A 15,843-nucleotide genomic window follows, 5' to 3' on the forward strand; every position below is an offset into this window, starting at 1 on the left:
CGACTATATCGACCTGGAACACCCGCCGGAATGGTTTCTCGCCCTCTCCCCCACCGGCAAGGTCCCGGTGCTGCAGGTGGACCAGCGGACGGTCCTGTTCGAATCCGCCGTCATCAACGAATTCATCGATGACATCACCCCACCCGGCCTCAAGCCCACCGACCCGCTGACCCTGGCCCTGAACCGGGCCTGGATCGAGTTCGGCAGCCAGGCCATCATCGACCAGTACCGGCTCATGATGGCTGAAACGGAACATGACCTGGAACAGCATCTGGCCGCCGCCATCGCCGGACTGCGCCGCCTGGAAGCGGCCCTCGGTGAAGGCCCCTGGTTCAACGGCGAGGCCTTCTCCCTGGTGGATGCCGCCTACGCCCCCCTGTTCATGCGCTATACCCTACTGAACCGGGCCATACCTCTGCTCGACGGGGCCGACTTCCCCCGAATCCAGGCCTGGGCGGACCGACTCAATGCCCTGGATGCAGTCAAGACGTCCGTGGTGCCGGATTTCGCCGCCCGCCTCAAGGCCTATCTACAGACCAAGGAGGGGCACGGCCCCCGGCAGTTTGCAAGGATTCCGGGTTGAGAAGGAGCGGTCAACCCGGCCCGTCTTGGCAGGGCCAGATGACGATCCGGGTCTGCCAGTCATCCCGCATCCTCTGCTCGCAGAGGATGCGGCCTTGCACGGACACGCCCGCCCGATGGACGCTCTCCGGATCACCGGTAAGCAGAGGATGCCACGACGGCAGCCCCCTACCCTCATGGAGGCGGCGATAGGCGCAGGTAGGCGGCAGCCACGCCACCTGGGTCACTTCAGCCGGGGTCAGCCGGACACAGTCCGGTACCTGAGACAGGCGATCCTCATACCGGCTGCAGCGGCAGCTCTGGGGGTCCAGCAGACGGCAGGCCACGTCCGTGTAGTAAATCTCGTCGGTATCCTCGTCCTGCAGCTTGTGCAGGCAGCAGCGTCCGCAGCCGTCACAGAGTGCTTCCCATTCATGATCGTCCAGGTCGGCCAGCGGCCGGCCTTCCCAGAAACCGGGCTTGAGCAATGCCCCGGTCATGGCTGCAGCCGATCCAGGCCCTCGCCGGCCAGGATGCGCCCCTGGGCCTCGTCGAAACGGGCCGGTGCGACGTAGTGCAACACATCCCGGCCCCGGCGATTGAACATCAACACCAGCCCCTGCTCCGGATACAGCCAGTAGCGGCGACCATCATCCATGGGCAGGCGCTGGTAGGGCTCACCAAAACGGGCCAGCACGGATTCCTCATCATAACGGGCCCTTGGCACATAGGTGATCTCCGCCACCGGCAGCGCCAGCGCGGCCCGGGTGTCGCTTTCCGACAGTTCCAGACGGCGTGCGCCGCTGGGGGTGGCCTTGCCATGGACCGCCCGCTCGGCAAAGCCTGACAGGATCTCCTCATCCGCCACCAGTACCGCCAGGAAATTGGCCTCGAAGGGCCCCAGTTTCACCGGCCCGAAATAGGCCTCCAGGCTCTTCCCATCCTCCCGGGTCTGAAACAGGGCCAGGCTGGGAAATGCCATGAACCGTTCCCGCAGGTCCGACAGCGGCGTCTGTTCCAGGTGAATGCCGAAGACGCTGGAGGTCCCGTCGGCATGGACCTCCACATCCCAGGGCAGATCATCGTAATGGGTCCGGGGCGGCGAGCCGGTCAGCAGAAAGGCCAACCCGAAAAAGGGGATGGCAACGGATAGGGTCAACAGGATCTTTTTGAACATGATGTGGTCACAGTGGGAAGCGCCGTGGAATGGGCAAGATTAACATCCCCTGACCGGGGGGCGGGCGCGGCCGCCGGACGGCGCGAAGAATCCGCCCGATGGGAAGACATTCGCCCATCATTCAACTAGACTTGTAGTAAGCCTCAATCCAGAACAAGCCAATGGTCATCACAACCGCAAGCTACAGTGCGCTGTCCGGGATCCACACCGGCATGCAGGGGCTGCGCGGAAACGCGGCGGAGATCGCTGGTGCCGGACAGATGAACGGCACGGCGCAACGCAGTCTGATGGAACCCCTGGTCGAGCAGATTCAGCATGCCACCCAGGTGGAGGCCTCCGTCAAGGTCCTGCAGACGGAAGACCGGATGCTGGGCACACTTATCAACGTGAAGGCCTAACGGCGAGGAGTCCAAGCCATGATGGTCACGACCCCAGTCATGAACCCCGTCCAACCGGTGATTCCCAACCCGGTGATCCCCGCCCCTGTGGAACGTGAGGGTGGCGGCGGCACGGTGACCCCTACCGAATTCGATCGGGCCGTGCTCAATAGCGAGGAGGTCGAGCAAGGCCGACCCGACGCGGCACGCTCCCAGGAGGAGGCCATTGCCCGTCAGCAAGGCGGTAGCGAACTGGCGGCCCAGGCCCGGCTCCAGGCGGCCCGCGAGGCGGAAACCGCCCCGGCCGGCTTTGGTGTCGATCCCGCCCAACTGGCGGATCCCGAATCTGCCCGGCAAGCACCCGCAAGCACCGCAGGTGATGCCGCTGCCGCAGCGACCGGTCCCGCACCCGGCGATGAAACCGGCCGGCCCGGCGTGACCGAGATGCAGGAACGTCTGGAATCACGCATTGTTCGGGACATGTTCCCCGATCCCAACCGTCCGGCGGAATCCAGTCGGTTCTTCGATGTGACCTGAGATCAATAACGTGTTCCTGCCTCAAGCCCCCTGTTTCAGGGGGCTTTTTTGTTGACCTCTCGACGCCTCGCCCATATTGGCGCCGCCACGACCTCCCCCGTATACTGAGCGGCTTCCCCCAAGCACGCATCAGGCAATGACTGAACCGGACATCCAGGGCCCTACCCACTTCATCCGCAACCGTATCCGCAAGGAGCTGGATGCAGGCCAGTATCAGCAGATCGTCACCCGTTTTCCGCCGGAGCCCAACGGCTACCTGCATCTGGGGCATGCCAAATCCATCGCCCTGAACTTCAGCGTGGCCGAGGCGTTCGGCGGGCACACCAATCTTCGCTTCGACGACACCAACCCGGCCAAGGAGGAGCAGCGGTACATCGACGCCATCAAGGAAGATGTGCGCTGGCTGGGCTACACCTGGAAGCACGAGCGCCACGCCTCCGACTACTTCGAACAGCTCTATGCGTGGGCCCTGCACCTGATCGACCATGGCCTGGCCTACGTGGACAGCCAGGATGCGGAGAGCATCCGCGCCCAGCGCGGCACCCTCACCGAACCCGGCGTGGAAAGCCCCTTCCGCAATCGCCCCAGCGAGGAAAGCCGCGACCTGTTCCAGCGCATGCGTGCCGGCGAGTTCGCGGACGGCGCCCACGTGTTGCGGGCGAAGATTGACATGGCCTCCGGCAACATCAATCTGCGGGACCCGGTCATCTATCGCATCCGCCACCTGACCCACCCGCGCACCGGTGACCAGTGGTGCATCTATCCCAGCTATGACTACGCCCATGGACAAAGTGATGCCATCGAGCACATCACCCACTCCCTGTGCACCCTGGAATTCGAGGATCACCGCCCCCTCTACGAATGGCTGCTGGCGCACCTGCCGGTGCCTTCCCACCCGGTGCAGATTGAATTCTCCCGGCTCAACCTGGACTTCACCGTCCTCTCCAAGCGCCGCCTCACCCGCCTGGTGGACGAAGGCCATGTCAGCGGCTGGGATGACCCCCGCATGCCCACCCTGGCCGGGGTGCGTCGTCGGGGCTTCACCCCCGAAGCCATCCGCACCTTCTGTGCCGAGATCGGCGTCACCAAGTCCGACTCCATCATCCCCTTCGGCGTGCTGGAAAACGCCCTGCGCAACGATCTGAACGAACGCGCCCCCCGCACCATGGCCGTCCTGCGTCCCCTCAAGCTGGTGCTGACCAACTTCCCCGAAGGCGAGACGGAATGGCTGGACGCGGCGGTCCACCCACAGAAGCCGGACATGGGCACCCGCCGGGTAGCCATGACCCGTGAGATCTACATCGAAGCCGACGACTTCATGGAAGAGGCGCCCAAGAAGTTCTTCCGCCTCAAGCCCGGCGGTGAAGTACGCCTGCGCAATGCCTTCATCATCCGCTGTGACGAGGTGATCAAGGATACAGGCGGCCAGGTGGTGGAACTGCGCTGCAGCCTGGATCCGGACACCCGTTCCGGCCAACCCGGCGCCAACCGCAAGGTCAAGGGCACCATCCACTGGGTCTCGGCCGTCCACTCGGTGCAGACCGAAGTCCGGCTCTACGACCGTCTGTTCCAGGTGCCCGATCCCGCCGGCGACAAGGCCGTAGACTTCACCGAGCATCTGAACCCGGAATCCCTGGTGGTGATCCCGGATGCCCGCATCGAACCCGAGACGGCCAAGGCCCGGCCCGGCGACTCCTTCCAGTTCGAGCGCCTGGGGTACTTCGCCGCCGACCCGGACGGCACCCCGGAGCGGCCGGTATTCAACCGGGCCGTCACCCTGCGGGATACCTGGGCAAAGATCGAGGGCCAGGGCGCCTGATCCGGGTGCCCCCACAGGCATCAACCCGCTAGGCGCATCTAAAAAAGCCCCCGCCGATGATCCATCGGCGGGGGCTTTTTTCATGTCACATCATTTCATTTCCCATCAGCCGCACTTGCTGTCGCCGCAGTTCAGGCAGGTGAGGCAGTTGTCCATCACCACCACGGCCTTGGTGTGGCACTTGCCGCAGAGCTGGGCACCGGGGGGGAAGCTCTCCCGGGCCTGGGGATCGTCGCTGGCCTGATGCACGCTGGCCTCGTACTGGGCGCGCTTTTCCTCCACCAGGCGGCGCTGATGTTCGTCCAGACCCTCATCCTTGATCAGACCGATCATGCGCATGTGGCTCTCGATGGCATCGCCGATCTCGGCCACCAGGGAAGGCATGTACTTGCCGCCCTTCTTGAAATAGCCGCCCCGGGGATCGAACACGGAGCGCAGCTCCTCCACCAGGAAGGTGACGTCGCCACCCTTTCTGAATACCGCCGAGATGATGCGGGTCAGGGCCACGATCCACTGGAAGTGATCCATATTCTTGGAGTTGATGAAGATCTCGAAGGGACGCCGCAGCTCGTGCTCGGTGCCCGGGTTCAGGATCACATCGTTGATGGTCACGTACAGGGCATGCTCGGAGAGCGGGGTCTTCAGCTTGTAGGTGGACCCCAGCAGCATCTCAGGCCGTTCCAGCTTCTCATGCATGTGCACCACCTTGGGGGCCTTGTCGGCCGGCGCCGCTGCGGGCGCCGGTTCCTCTTGGGGTATAGCCGGCGGCTGGCTCTAGCCCTCGGGGCGAGGCTCGCGGCTGATGCCGAAAAACACGATCTTGCTACTGATCTTGATGGTCATGATGATGCCCTTGTTCAGAATTTACCGTAATACCCTTCCTTCAGGGCATCGTAGAGATTGGCGGCGTTATGGGTCTCGCCGTCGTATTCGATTTCTTCATTGCCCTTGGCCAGCACCACGCTGCCGTCTTCCAGCACGAAGCGATAGGTGGTGTTCTCCAGATCCTTTTCCTTCACCAGCACGCCCTGGAAGGCTTCCGGATTGAAGCGGAAGGTGGTGCAGCCCTTGAGCCCCTGCTCATAGGCATACATGTAGATGTCCTTGAAGTCGTCGAACAGATGGGCCGTGGGCACGTTGATGGTCTTGGAAATGGACGAGTCGATCCACCTCTGTGCCGCCGCCTGCACATCCACATGGGCCTTGGGATCGATCTCGTCGGCGGTGATGAAATACTCGGGCAACTGGGCCTTGGGGTCTTCCGCATAGGGCATGGCCTCGGGATTGACCAGGTGCCGGTAAGCCAGCAGTTCGAAGGAGTACACGTCCACCTTTTCCTTGGTCTTCTTGCCGGAGCGGATCACGTTGCGGGCATAGTGGTGGGCGAACGAGGGCTCGATCCCGTTACTGGCATTGTTGGCCAGGGACAGGGAGATGGTCCCCGTAGGCGCGATGGAGGTGTGGTGGGTGAAACGGCAACCCTGGGCCGCCAAGACCTTCACCAGCTCAGGGTCCACCTGGGCCACCTGCTGCATATAGCGGCTGTAGCGGGCATGCAGCACCTTGCCCTTGATCCGGTCGCCCACCTTGATGCCGTCCTGCTCCATCTCCGGGCGCAGGCGCAGCATGGTGGGGGTCACTTCGAACTCTTCTTCCATGATGGGCGCCGGTCCCTTCTCCCGAGCCAGGGACAGACCGGTGCGCCAGCCCGACAGGGCCATCTCCCGGGTGACGTCCTCGGTGAAGCGCAGGGATCTTTCCTCGCCGTACTTCATGCCCAGCATGGTGATGGCGGAGCCCAGCCCCAGGTAGCCCATGCCGTGGCGGCGCTTGCGGATGATCTCCTCCCGCTGCTGGGGCAGCGGCAGGCCGTTGATCTCCACCACGTTGTCCAGCATGCGGGTAAAGACGGCGACGGTCTCCCGGAACTGTTCCCAGTCGAACCGGGCCTTGGCGGTGAAGGGCTCGCGCACGAACTTGATGAGGTTGATGGAGCCCAAGAGACAGGCGCCGTAGGGCGGCAAGGGCTGCTCGCCGCATGGGTTCGTCGCCCGGATCTGCTCGCACCACCAGTTGTTGTTCATCTCGTTGACCTTGTCGATGAGCACGAAGCCCGGCTCGGCATAGTCATAAGTGGAGGTCATGACCACATTCCACAGCTTGCGGGCAGGCAGGCGTCGGTAGATGCGGCAGGCCACCAGGCCGTCGTTATTGGTGATGTAGTCGGCGGGATCGGGCCAGTCGCGCCACAGCACCTGCGCCGGATCATCCAGGTCGATGCCGTCCTGCTCCGCCTCCTGCAGGGTCATGGGGAAGGCCAGGGGCCATTCGGCGTCATCCTTCACCGCCTGCATGAAATCGGCGGTGATGAGCAGGGAGAGGTTGAACTGGCGCAGGCTACCGTCCGCACGCTTGGCGCGGATGAAATCCACCACGTCCGGATGACCGATGTCGAAGGTGCCCATCTGCGCCCCCCGGCGCCCCCCGGCGGAGGACACGGTGAAGCACATCTTGTCGTAGATATCCATGAACGACAAAGGCCCGGAGGTATAGGCACCGGCGCCGGAGACATAGGCCCCCCGGGGACGCAGGGTGGAGAAGTCATAGCCGATACCGCTGCCGGCCTTCAGGGTCAGCCCCGCCTCGTGGAGTTTCTGCAGGATGTCGTCCATGGAGTCATGGATGGTGCCCGATACGGTGCAGTTGATGGTGGAGGTGGCAGGCTTGTGCTCCCAGGCACCGGCATTGGCGATGATACGCCCGGCCGGGATCGCCCCCTGGCGCAGGGCCCAGAGGAACTTGCCGTACCATTTTTCCCGCAGTTCGGGGGTGGCCTCCACATCGGCCAGGGCCCGAGCGATGCGCTTCCAGGTGTCATCCAGGGTCTCATCCAGGGTCTCGTCGGTGCGGGTCTTGAGACGGTACTTCTTGTCCCAGATATCCAGGGAGGCCGGCTGCATCGGCACCTCCCGTGAAGATGGATTCGCAAGGGCTTGTTCGGCCTGGAGTTTCATGGGGGCGTTCCTTTTGAAGATACAACTTGTTGTGCCTTGTGGAATGAATAGGCACAACATAGGGGAATTTCGTGGGGCAAGACTAGACCCTGAGAGAGAGAAATTCAAGCTGGAAAAACGGTGGGGAATAGGCTATGTGCAGGCACAAAAAAGGACGGCTCTCTCAGTTTGAGGCCCTGCACCGGCAACAGCGGCGACGATCTGCGGCCTGACGGCCTTCCCCACCGAGTTTGATATTGGCCATGGTGGGATGCGGTTTCTGAGCCCTTGCGACAGCCATCAATGTGGGCCAGCGAACGGAAACTACGGCGGCCACAATCTAGAGTGAGCGCCGATGTGCGGGTGTGCCGCACGAGGCATGTCGGGCCATCGACGGTCACCGTTTCCACCAAGAGCACATCACCAGATGGCGCTGGGTGGCCGTTGAGCGGGCAAAAATCCCTGCAAGGAGACCACATGGCCTTGGATCACAATAGCAAAACAGCGACCCTCTACCGGATGGTCATGCCCGACCATCTTTGCCCATTTGGGCTCAAGTCGAAGGATCTCCTCGAGCGGCAGGGCTTCATCGTCGAGGATCACCCGCTTACGACGCAGGACGAGACCGAAGCGTTCAAGAAGGAGCATGGCGTCGAGACGACCCCGCAGACCTTCATCGATGGAGATCGGATCGGCGGCTATGAAGATCTTCGCGCCCATTTCGGCAAGGAGGTCAAGGACGCGGACGAGACCAGCTACGGGCCGGTCGTTGCGATTTTCTCGGTCGCTTTCCTCATGGCCCTGTCGGTCAGCTGGTACACGTTCGGCACCGTGTTCAGTGTCAGGACTGTGGAGTGGTTCATCGCGATCAGCATGTGCATCCTCGCCATCCAAAAGCTCCAGGATATCGAGAGCTTCTCGACGATGTTCCTGAATTACGATCTGCTGGCGCGACGCTGGGTCCGCTACGGGTACATCTATCCCTTCGGTGAGGCACTGGCCGGTGTCCTGATGATCGCCGGCGCGCTGATCTGGATCGCGTCTCCCGTCGCGCTGTTCATCGGCACCGTCGGCGCGGCCTCGGTCTTCAAGGCCGTCTACATTGACAGGCGCGAGCTCAAGTGCGCCTGCGTGGGCGGCTCGAGCAACGTACCGCTCGGCTTCGTCTCCCTGACGGAGAACCTGATGATGATCGCCATGGCCATCTGGATGCCGATCCGAATGCTCTGGCTGGGGTAATCCTGGTTTTGGGGTATTCGTGAGGGGCCTGTCCCTTCTCCCCCGCTGCGGGAGAGAAGGGCATGATCAACGCCGTCAGCCGCTGGTGATCAAGGCGTTCAGACGCCGCACGAAGCCCGCGGGGTCTTCCAGCTGGCCGCCTTCGGCCAGAATCGCCTGATCCATGAGCAGCCTGGCCCAGTCGGCGAAACGGGCGTCGTCGGTCTCCTCGCCCATGCGCTCGATGAGGCGATGGGCCGGGTTGACCTCCAGCACCGGACGGGTATCCGGCAGGTTCTGGCCCGCCTGCTTGAGCAGCTGCTGCATGTACAGGGCCATGTCGTGCTCGGAAAGGACGATACAGGCCGGGGAGTCGGTGAGACGGTGGGAGAAGCGCACGTCTTCCACCCGCTCCTCCAGAGCCGCCTTGATGCGCGGCAACAGGTCCTTGACCTTCTCCTCGGCGGCCTGCTGAGCCTGCTTTTCTTCCTCGGTCTCGGTGTCTCCCAGGTCCAGTTCGCCCTTGGCCACGGACTTGAGGGATTTGCCCTCGAACTCGTGCAGGTGGGACACCAGCCATTCGTCCACCCGGTCGGACAGCAGCAGCACCTCGATGCCGCGCTTGCGGAAGACCTCCAGATGGGGGCTGTGCAGGGCTGCCGTGTGGCTGTCGGCGGTAATGAAGTAGATGTGCTGTTGCCCCTCCTTCATCCGCGCCACATAGTCCGACAGGGAGACGATCTGGGCGGCATCACCGGTGTGGGTGCTGGCAAAGCGCAGCAGACGGGCGATCTGCTCCCGGTTGGCGTAGTCCTCACCGGGGCCTTCCTTCATCACCCGGCCAAAGGCGTCCCAGAAGCCCTGGTACTTCTCGGGCTCGTTGGCGGCCATGTCCTCCAGCAGTCCCAGTACCTTCTTCACCGAACCGGAGCGCATGCCGTCGATGAGCTTATTGCTTTGCAGGATCTCGCGGGAGATGTTCAGGGGCAGGTCGCTGGAGTCCACCACGCCGCGCACGAAGCGCAGATAGGTCGGCATCAGGTGCTCGGCGTCGTCCATGATGAACACCCGCTGTACATACAGTTTGATGCCGTGGCGACGGTCCCGGTCCCACAGGTCGAAGGGCGCGCGGGCGGGGATGTACAGCAGGGAGGTGTATTCCTGTCGACCCTCCACCCGATTGTGGGTCCAGACCAGGGGATCTTCGAAGTCGTGCCCCACGTGCTTGTAGAAGGCCTTGTACTCGTCGTCGGTGATCTCCGATTTGGGACGGGTCCACAGGGCGTTGGCCCGGTTCACCGTTTCCCATTCATCGTTGGGTTCGCCCTTGTCATCGGTGCCCGGCATGCTGATGGGCAGGGGGATATGATCGGAGTAGCGGGTGATGATGTGACGCAGCCGCCACTGATCCAGGAACTCGTCCTCGTCCGCCTTCAGGTGCAGGACCACCTCGGTGCCGCGCTCGGCCTTTTCCACGGTCTCCACGGAGAATTCGCCGGAGCCATCGGAGGTCCAGCACACACCATGCTCCGGGGTCATGCCGGCACGGCGGGTAGTGAGGGTCACCTGGTCGGCGACGATGAAGGCGGAGTAGAAGCCCACACCGAACTGGCCGATGAGATGGGCGTCCTTCTTCTGGTCGCCGGTGAGCTTGCCGATGAACTCTCGGGTGCCGGATCGGGCGATGGTGCCGATGTTCTGAATCACCTCTTCCCGACTCATGCCGATGCCGTTGTCACGCACGGTGACGGTGCGGGCGTCCTTGTCGAAGCTCACCTGGATCTGCAGGTCGCCCTGCCCTTCCATCAGGGCATCATCGGACAGGGCCTCGAAGCGCAGCTTGTCACAGGCATCGGCGGCATTGGAGATGAGTTCGCGCAGGAAGATCTCCTTGTTGGAGTACAGCGCGTTGATCATCAGGTGCAGCAACTGGCTGACCTCGGTCTGGAACTGTCGGGTTTCCTTGTGGGTATCGACGCTCATGGATGCTCCGCGGTTAAGGATTTTGGGTCTGATCGAGCGTGAGATATCTGGGGACGATCAACGAGGTTTCAAGGGGGTTATTTCAATGCGCTTGCGGGGACACCCCGCCACGCCAGCGTGCTGCCCCCCTGCCCCTGCGGGTCCAGACACGCGTGCAGCCAGGGCTGAAGCTCGGCCAGGGTCCGATCCAGCTGCCAGGGCGCATTGATGACGGCCATGCCGGAGCCATTGAGCCCCATGGGCGTCTCCGGCGGCGCAACGCACAGCTCACTCACCAACAGATCCTTCACCCCGCCCCGCACCAGCCCCTGGACCAGGCTTCGGTGGCGTCCCGCCGCCAGAATGGGATACCAGATCATGAAGACCGCCGTCGGCCAGCGACGATGGGCCTCCAACACCAGGTCCAGGGTCACCCGGTAGTCCCGGTCCCGCTCATAGGGTGGATCCACCAGCACCAGCCCGCGTCGGATGACCGGCGGCAGCAGGGACCGGGGGACTTCGCGGGCGTCCCGCTGATGCACGGCCACCTGCGGGTCATCACTGAAGTTGGCCCGCAGCACGGCATGGTCTGCCGGATGCAGTTCGTTGAGGATCAGCCGATCGTCTTCGCGCATCAGTGCGCGGGCCACTTTCGGCGAACCCGGATAAAGCTGCGGCTCCCCGAGCAACGGATTCAGGGCACGGATAATCCCCAGATAGGGCGCCAGGGCCGGAGGCGCATCGGGTGCAGTCAGCACCCGCAAGACCCCCATCCGGTATTCGGCGGTCTTGAGTGCCAGCGGATCCTGCAGGTCATACAGACCGGCCCCGGCATGGGTATCCACCACCGCCAGGGGCTTGTCCTTGCGGGTCAGGGCCGTCAGCACACAGGCCAGCAGCGCGTGCTTGTGCACATCGGCAAAATTGCCGGCGTGAAAGCCGTGACGGTAACTCAACATATAGGGGCTCTCTCGAGACTTGCGGCAAGGAAGATGGCACGGACGAAAACCGGCGGACAGACACGGCCGCCCACCGGAAAGCCCGATGTACTCGGTGGGAATGATAGAGCTTTTGCAGCAACCAGGGGGAAGATTAGGGACATCCCTGTCCCCGGCGTGACCATTATCGGCTGTGGCGGACATTCACCGGCGACTGCGGATCCAGCAGATAGGCCATGATGTGGGAGATGCTCTCCTGATTCAGGAACTGGCTGACACCAAAGCGAGGCATCTGGGTGCAGGGAAAATAACTGTGGGGATTATAAATCATGTCATAGACGAACCTGCGCACCGCCTCGCTGTCCCCCCGCAGGGCGCCGTAGGCGGCCAGGCTGGGGCCCAGATTGCCGAAACCCAGTTCATCCGGGTCCAGCTGGTGGCAGGCGTAGCAGTTCCCGCCCACGGGCCGGCTGTGGTCATCCACGTTGTGGCCAATACGGAACCCCGTCCCGCTGCGGGCCAGTTCAGCCCCCTGGCGCCAGTCTCCCAGCTGAATCCCTCCCTCGGGATAGACGATGCTGTCCCGGGCCGCACCGACGATACGCACCGCCATCTCGGGCTGGGGACGGTTACGAGCCTCGCTGCACATGCGCTGCAGGACATCCTGCGCCATGCGATCTGCCGCGGTGCCGCCTTCCTGGGTCTCCTGGGCGAGATTGAAACTGCCCGAGCGGAAGATCAGATACTCGGCATAGGCCTCCGGGGAGAGACGACTGAAGTCCCGTTCGGCCTGGGTATCCGGCCTGGGCTGGGCACAACCGGCCATCAGTGTCACCGAAACCAGCGCCATGCCGATAGCAATGAGGGTATGTCCGACAATATTGTTCTGTTTGTTCATGGTCTGCGCCCCCCATTATCAGCGCTTGAGATCAGGCAACGTAGCCACACCACCCTGGGCCTGATGGGTCCAGTAGGAAATGATGGCAATGGAGGCATCCGAACCGAACTGGATGCCGGCCTGGCGCATCTGGTAATAGCAGCCCCGGACCCGGTGCTGGGAAGTGCGCACCACCCCATGACCGATGCGGTAGGCAGGCCAGGAAACGGCCTTTGACCATTCCTCAACGTTGGATGCCACCGGCAGGAAGGACAGCCGGATACGCTTGCGGGGTGTGGAGTGACAGGTGGCGCAGGCAAAATCCATGCTGCCGGCACGACGATGGAACAGCACCTCCCCTGCATTGCGGGTCAGGCGTTCCATGGGGTGATTCATGGGAGGGTTCCATTTCATGCCGTTGGACTGACTGGCAACGTAGGTGTAGATGGCCACCAGGTCCGCCTCGCGGGTATCACTGGAGTGCTTGCGGGCGACAGGGTCGTCCTCGTCGGTAAAGCCTTGCAGGGTCTTCATGCAATGGATGATCCTGGATTCCAGGTCCATGACCTTGCCTGCGTCCTCGAACCAGCGCGGCATCCTCACATAGGCCCCTTTCAGCACGCCGGGCCCAAGGCCGAAATCACAGCGTTCCAGGGACACATTTTTCGGCCCCCGAACCTCATGAAACAGTTCTTCGCCACGCCACAGGGTCAGTTCCGCCGGATTATCGTCGGCCAGCATCAACAACTGCTCGCGCCCGGTCAGGTACGGCGAGTCGGAGGCCATGGCACCACCCACCAGCCCCCCGGCCAGCGCCACGCCGGCCAAGAATTTTTTGAGCATACCCCTGTCCTCCACACGTTTTTTCAACGTCTTTGTTGTGTTTTCGAGTCTCCCGTAACCCCTGCAACCAGACACCCGAAGCCCTGCCCCATAGACTGCGAGCAACATGGACAAATGTCAATAAAAAGGAAATATCCTAAGAACCGCAAGGAATGACCCACTACGAAAACCCCGACAGTGCTCCCTCGTGAACCAGCAACCAGGACTTGACCTCCAGTCCTGCCCCACAGGTTGCCCCCCCATAGCCACCCAGGCCACCGCGGGTCGATATCACGCGATGACAGGGCACGATCACGGGGAGGGGATTGGCCCGGCAGGCACCGCCGATCGCACGGGGACCGGACCCCACCAGGCGGGCAAGCGCCCCATAGCTGAGCACCTTGCCACTGGGAATACGGATCAGGGCTGACCAGATACGCTGCTGAAACGGGGTCCCCTGCAGATCCAGAGGCAGATCGAAGACGAAGGAGGGGTCCTTGAAATAGTGCCGCAGTTGCTCCGCGGCCTGGGAGGAAAGGGTATTGCAGGGATCGCGCAGGGGCACTTCGTCGGCGACATAATCCAGCGCCGTCAGACCCTGCCCGGAACAGCGCAGGGCCAGTCGCCCCAAGGGCGAATCCAGTACCAGATCGTAATCGGGACTGCGGGGCATGGGTGAGGCCATGCCCACAAGCCTACTGCTGTAACTGCAACTGCTGCAAGCGCTGCCGGAGCATCACCCGGCGCTCCGGCTCCGGGGTACGACGGATCAGGTCCTCGTAGATGACCCCGGCATCCCCGACCAGTCCCGCCTCGCCCAAGGCCTCGGCTGCCTGGAACCGGGCGCTGAGCGCCCACATGTCGGTACTGTCCCCCAGCAGGGCGGAACGAAGATACAGCCGGGCGGCCTGCTCATGCTCCCCCAGGGCACCGTGGGAATCGGCTTGCCAGAACATCAGCTCCCGCAACCTGCGACGCTCCGTCAATCGGGGAGCGACCACCTGGAACAGGTTCAGGGCGTCCTGATGACGGCGGACCGCCTGCAGATCGAACAGCACCTGCATGAAACGGTCCGCCGCCTCCCCTTCCAGCTGTCGAACAGCGGACAACACCCGGTAGAGACCATCGATACCCGCCTCTTCCTGCCCGCCCAGGATCAGGGTACGTGCCCGACGCAAGCCCCACAGGAAGGGGTCCACCCCGTCGGGCGCCCGGTCCAGCCCGGCCATCAGGCGGGAGGCGGTATTCAGATCTCCTTGGCTCAGGGCGGTTTCCGCCAACAGATGGCGCACCGGTGCCGGGACACGATCGGCCTGTCCGAACGGGCCATCGCCAAGGTAGAGGGCCTGCAGCAGCGGCTCACCCAATCCTTCGATACCCGCCAGTTGCTCGCTCAGACGGCGGTGGGCCCGAGCCTGCCCCTGGGGCATGGGGCTTCTCAAGGCCACAACCGCCAGCAGGCCACGGAAGGCCAGGGGCTGCCCGGCCTCCAGGCTATCCGCCAGTTTGAACCAGGGCTCATCATCGCCGATCAGAAGCTGACGCTCGTTGGCCAGTCGTTCCCCCAGGCGCAGATAACTCTGCCAGAGGGGCTGTGCCGTCAGCCGATACAGGTCATCCCCAGCACCCAGCCGAGATTGCGCCACCAGGGCGGATTCCAGCACCGGAATCTGCTGCATCGGGTCCCGTAGCGACTGGGCCGCCATGGCCGCCACCGCCAGGTAGCGAGCTGCCACCACCGAGTCCTTTTCCTGTACACGGGCGGCGCGACCGGCCTGACTAACCGCATCCTCGGCGGAAAGCGCGCCGGCCCGGAACCGGGCCAGGATTCGCAGAGCACCGGCCTCGTGACCGTCCACGCCGCTCAGGGCATTGACCGCTTCCTCATGCCGCCCCACCGAGAGCAGGATGCGCGCTTCCAGCAACGCGGCATCTCCGGCCTCGCGGCCGTAATCCTGGCGGTAACGGCGCAGCGCGGTCAGGGCGTCTTCCGGCCGACCATCCAGACTGTAGGATTCCGCCAGCATGCGGCGCCAGGCCCGAAACCATTGTTCCGTGGCATTGGGGGCGCCAAACCAGATCAGGGGTCTGAGTACATCCCGCGCTTCCCCCCCTCGTTCCAGGGCGATGAGGGCGTGGGCCTGTCGGGTGCGGGTCCAGATCACGAAATCCACCGGCAGTTCCACCGGCACGCCCCGAGCCCGCTCCACCACCTGTTCCCAGCGCTCGCTGGTCCCGAGGATCTCGATACGCGCCTGTTCCCGGGCCATCCAGCGTCCCGGCTGGGCCTGGTGATCCAGCGACTGCCTCGCCAGCACCCCCAAGGCCAGGTCGGTAGCGCCCAGGCGTGACAGGGCCATGGCCTCATCCACCACCGGGTCGGCAAGGACCCGCGGCATCCAGCCCAGCACCAGACTCATCAGGAAAAAGACCAGGAAAACCTTCGGCATCAGCAAACCAGGCATGACGATACTCCTTGACCACATCCTCCGGCGGCCCATTCATGCAGACGAAAAAAAAGCGCCCCGGTTTCCCGAAGCGCTTTCTTCATGCCCCTCAAGG

At 63.4% G+C, this 15,843-nt stretch carries 15 protein-coding genes; 5 read left to right on the forward strand and 10 right to left on the reverse strand.

What is annotated here, in order from left to right; translation table 11 throughout:
• On the forward strand, positions 1-583 hold a 583-nt coding region (locus tag LQ952_RS00955), incomplete at its 5' end, for a glutathione S-transferase family protein (RefSeq protein WP_238620676.1).
• Between the two features lie 10 nt (positions 584-593).
• Here LQ952_RS00955 and LQ952_RS00960 read toward each other — a convergent pair.
• Together LQ952_RS00960 and LQ952_RS00965 are read right to left on the reverse strand one after the other, a co-directional pair.
• Positions 594-1,049 carry a YcgN family cysteine cluster protein gene (locus LQ952_RS00960; RefSeq protein ID WP_430733429.1) on the reverse strand — a complete coding sequence of 152 codons (456 nt, stop codon included), beginning with the start codon at positions 1,047-1,049 and terminating at the stop codon, positions 594-596.
• An 8-nt stretch (positions 1,050-1,057) separates the two neighbouring features.
• Positions 1,058-1,738, reverse strand: a complete 681-nt coding sequence (locus tag LQ952_RS00965) for a hypothetical protein (RefSeq protein ID WP_238620678.1) — start codon at positions 1,736-1,738, stop codon at positions 1,058-1,060.
• Positions 1,739-1,899: 161 nt separating this feature from the next.
• Between LQ952_RS00965 and LQ952_RS00970 the strand changes: the two genes are divergently transcribed.
• From LQ952_RS00970 to LQ952_RS00980, 3 genes are all read left to right on the forward strand, one after another.
• On the forward strand, positions 1,900-2,136 hold the full coding sequence (locus tag LQ952_RS00970) for a flagellar basal body rod C-terminal domain-containing protein (protein ID WP_238620679.1): 237 nt from the start codon (positions 1,900-1,902) through the stop codon (positions 2,134-2,136).
• Between the two features lie 18 nt (positions 2,137-2,154).
• On the forward strand, positions 2,155-2,652 hold the full coding sequence (locus LQ952_RS00975) for a hypothetical protein (RefSeq protein WP_238620680.1): 498 nt from the start codon (positions 2,155-2,157) through the stop codon (positions 2,650-2,652).
• 136 nt (positions 2,653-2,788) lie between these two features.
• Positions 2,789-4,471 carry a glutamine--tRNA ligase/YqeY domain fusion protein gene (locus LQ952_RS00980; protein ID WP_238620681.1) on the forward strand — a complete coding sequence of 561 codons (1,683 nt, stop codon included), beginning with the start codon at positions 2,789-2,791 and terminating at the stop codon, positions 4,469-4,471.
• A gap of 105 nt (positions 4,472-4,576) precedes the next feature.
• Here the strand turns inward: LQ952_RS00980 and LQ952_RS00985 are convergent, their stop codons facing one another.
• Both LQ952_RS00985 and LQ952_RS00990 read right to left on the reverse strand, forming a co-directional pair.
• On the reverse strand, positions 4,577-5,230 hold the full coding sequence (locus tag LQ952_RS00985) for a TSCPD domain-containing protein (RefSeq protein ID WP_238620797.1): 654 nt from the start codon (positions 5,228-5,230) through the stop codon (positions 4,577-4,579).
• Positions 5,231-5,328: 98 nt separating this feature from the next.
• Positions 5,329-7,485 (reverse strand): adenosylcobalamin-dependent ribonucleoside-diphosphate reductase, encoded by a 2,157-nt coding sequence (locus LQ952_RS00990; protein ID WP_238620682.1) that lies wholly within the window; start codon positions 7,483-7,485, stop codon positions 5,329-5,331.
• Positions 7,486-7,941: 456 nt separating this feature from the next.
• Between LQ952_RS00990 and LQ952_RS00995 the strand changes: the two genes are divergently transcribed.
• Complete coding sequence (locus LQ952_RS00995; protein ID WP_238620683.1) at positions 7,942-8,703, forward strand: glutaredoxin family protein; 762 nt, start codon at positions 7,942-7,944, stop codon at positions 8,701-8,703.
• Positions 8,704-8,778: 75 nt separating this feature from the next.
• Here the strand turns inward: LQ952_RS00995 and htpG are convergent, their stop codons facing one another.
• The 6 genes from htpG to LQ952_RS01025 all read right to left on the reverse strand — a co-directional run bounded on the left by htpG (position 8,779) and on the right by LQ952_RS01025 (position 15,746).
• Positions 8,779-10,665 (reverse strand): molecular chaperone HtpG, encoded by a 1,887-nt coding sequence (gene htpG, locus LQ952_RS01000; protein WP_238620684.1) that lies wholly within the window; start codon positions 10,663-10,665, stop codon positions 8,779-8,781.
• Positions 10,666-10,742: 77 nt separating this feature from the next.
• The gene (locus tag LQ952_RS01005) at positions 10,743-11,603 is read right to left on the reverse strand and encodes a 23S rRNA (adenine(2030)-N(6))-methyltransferase RlmJ (RefSeq protein ID WP_238620685.1); all 861 of its coding nucleotides are present in this window, start codon (positions 11,601-11,603) and stop codon (positions 10,743-10,745) included.
• A 163-nt stretch (positions 11,604-11,766) separates the two neighbouring features.
• Positions 11,767-12,432, reverse strand: coding sequence for a sulfur oxidation c-type cytochrome SoxX (gene soxX / locus LQ952_RS01010; protein WP_430733428.1), 666 nt, complete (start codon positions 12,430-12,432; stop codon positions 11,767-11,769).
• A 66-nt stretch (positions 12,433-12,498) separates the two neighbouring features.
• On the reverse strand, positions 12,499-13,302 hold the full coding sequence (gene soxA, locus LQ952_RS01015) for a sulfur oxidation c-type cytochrome SoxA (RefSeq protein WP_238620687.1): 804 nt from the start codon (positions 13,300-13,302) through the stop codon (positions 12,499-12,501).
• A gap of 160 nt (positions 13,303-13,462) precedes the next feature.
• On the reverse strand, positions 13,463-13,966 hold the full coding sequence (locus LQ952_RS01020) for a methylated-DNA--[protein]-cysteine S-methyltransferase (RefSeq protein WP_238620688.1): 504 nt from the start codon (positions 13,964-13,966) through the stop codon (positions 13,463-13,465).
• A gap of 10 nt (positions 13,967-13,976) precedes the next feature.
• Entirely contained in the window at positions 13,977-15,746 is a 1,770-nt protein-coding gene (locus LQ952_RS01025) for a hypothetical protein (RefSeq protein ID WP_238620689.1), read from the reverse strand.
• Positions 15,747-15,843 lie beyond the last annotated feature (97 nt).

This window comes from Ectothiorhodospira lacustris (assembly GCF_022227785.1).
Classification (GTDB): Bacteria; Pseudomonadota; Gammaproteobacteria; order Ectothiorhodospirales; family Ectothiorhodospiraceae; genus Ectothiorhodospira; species Ectothiorhodospira lacustris.